The sequence below is a fragment of the Bradyrhizobium sp. CCBAU 11361 genome, assembly GCF_028128935.1.
Taxonomy (GTDB): domain Bacteria; phylum Pseudomonadota; class Alphaproteobacteria; order Rhizobiales; family Xanthobacteraceae; genus Bradyrhizobium; species Bradyrhizobium niftali.
Genome location: NZ_LBJZ01000096.1, coordinates 1 through 1,613, shown reverse-complemented (window position 1 = coordinate 1,613; position 1,613 = coordinate 1). Strand labels below are relative to the sequence as shown.

The window sequence follows — 1,613 nt, the reverse complement described above, 5'->3', positions numbered from 1 at the left end:
GACTTCTTCGAACTGGGCGGGCACTCACTGCTAGCGGTGCGGCTTCTCAGTCGAGCGCTCGATGCCGGGTTCAAGTTTACCGCCGCCGATCTCTTCCAAGCCCCAGTTCTGAAGGAACTTGCATTGAAGGTTCATTTGGAGCCACAGCCCGGTAGTCCGGGAGTGATTTGTGTTCGCGCAACCGGATCGCAGCCGCCCCTGTTCTTTGTTCCCACAGGCTTAGGAGATTGTTCCTATATCCTCAACTTGGTGGAGGAAATGGACGCGGACTGTCCAATCTATGGTCTACCGTGGCCTTCTTTCAGTGAAGTTTGTTCACCAACTCTTGAAGCGATAGCCTCGCAAGTCATTCCGGCGATCAGGGAGATACGGTCCCGGGGTCCATATCGATTTGCTGGATACTCATCAGGCGGAATATTGGCTTACGCCATAGCCGAGCACTTACTGAGCCTCAATGAAACTGTCTCATTTATGGCGTTCATTGATGTTACGCTACCCGCAATGCCAGCCGGCATGACGCCCACCCAGACGGTATGCGAAGTGGTGCTGGAAACTCTTGAACCCCTAGAGGACGAGCACTTTAAACTATTAAAGCGCTTTGCACGGCACAGTTCAATTGCTCAACTACTTGAGAAGGCTCATCAAATAGGAGCTATACCTCCGGATCACAATGATGCTTTGATGTACGAGAGAATTGAGCAGTTTCAAAGGGCGCTGCAGCTATATCGGGCTCCGTCGCTGCCAATTGAGGTACATCAGTTTTACGCGACGGATTCTTCCGTAAGTTGTCGCGCACGACTAGACAAGAGCTCAATAGCTCCAGAGATGAGCTCGCCGATGCGAGGCTGGGACAGGGTTTTGAGTGCAGCGGCCATTGATACCACACCGATTCCAGGCAATCACGCGACGATGATGAACGCTCCAGAAAACCGCAAAGTCCTGGCACGCTCGTTATCAAGAGCCTTAAATAGCTCACCGACGTGATCTGAGGCCGCCGGCGAACTGGACCATTTTTGGTTAGAGTTTTTCGCGATTTCCCCGGCCGGGAGGAGCGAAGAACGATGAAGGCTCGAAGTTTTCGGGCGCCCAGAAGGCGTTCGTTTTGAAGCTCCACTGAAAGTCCTTGAAGCGGCGTGACGGTTGATCGGTCTTCTCGGCTGTAGCCCGGGCCGCCGTCAGTTCGTCCGCGATCATGGCGAGCAGCCGCGTGTTGCGGGCGAACCCGAACAGATAATCCACGTGGTTGTCCTCGCACCACGCCATCAGCGGCTCGCGTGCAAAGGTATACCGTTTGAAGTGAACGACGATCTTCTGCACGCAATTCTTAAACTCCACTTTGATGATGTCCGGCCTGAGGAGCACACCCCGAGTTTCGCCGGAAATGCCTCAAGGGTCGACTTTTACCTCCCTGCCGAACGTATCCTGGTCGAGGCCAAGATGACGAGAAGCAGCCTTGGTCAAGAGGAAGTCACGGATCAGCTGATCAACGACGTCGCGCGATATTCCAAATTCGATGGAATCGATACGCTTGTTTGCCTAGAACCTATCTCAAAATTGAAGATCAGCGTCGATCGGCTATAAAGGAAAGATGATTCGGCTGACGGACGAGCAAT

The 1,613-nt window shown here is 53.4% G+C and carries 3 protein-coding genes; 2 read left to right on the top strand and 1 reads right to left on the bottom strand.

The window, feature by feature from the left end; translation table 11 throughout:
* The coding region (locus XI08_RS10030; protein ID WP_271574290.1) for a thioesterase domain-containing protein at window positions 1–984 on the top strand (984 nt) is incomplete at its 5' end.
* A 33-nt stretch (window positions 985–1,017) separates the two neighbouring features.
* Here XI08_RS10030 and XI08_RS10025 read toward each other — a convergent pair.
* Window positions 1,018–1,317 (bottom strand): transposase, encoded by a 300-nt coding sequence (locus XI08_RS10025; protein ID WP_442868770.1) that lies wholly within the window; start codon window positions 1,315–1,317, stop codon window positions 1,018–1,020.
* Here XI08_RS10025 and XI08_RS46210 point away from each other — a divergent pair.
* A complete protein-coding gene (locus tag XI08_RS46210; protein WP_442869789.1) occupies window positions 1,240–1,581 on the top strand; it encodes a hypothetical protein in 342 nt (113 codons plus the stop codon). The two genes, XI08_RS10025 and XI08_RS46210, sit on opposite strands and share 78 nt — an antisense overlap.
* Window positions 1,582–1,613 lie beyond the last annotated feature (32 nt).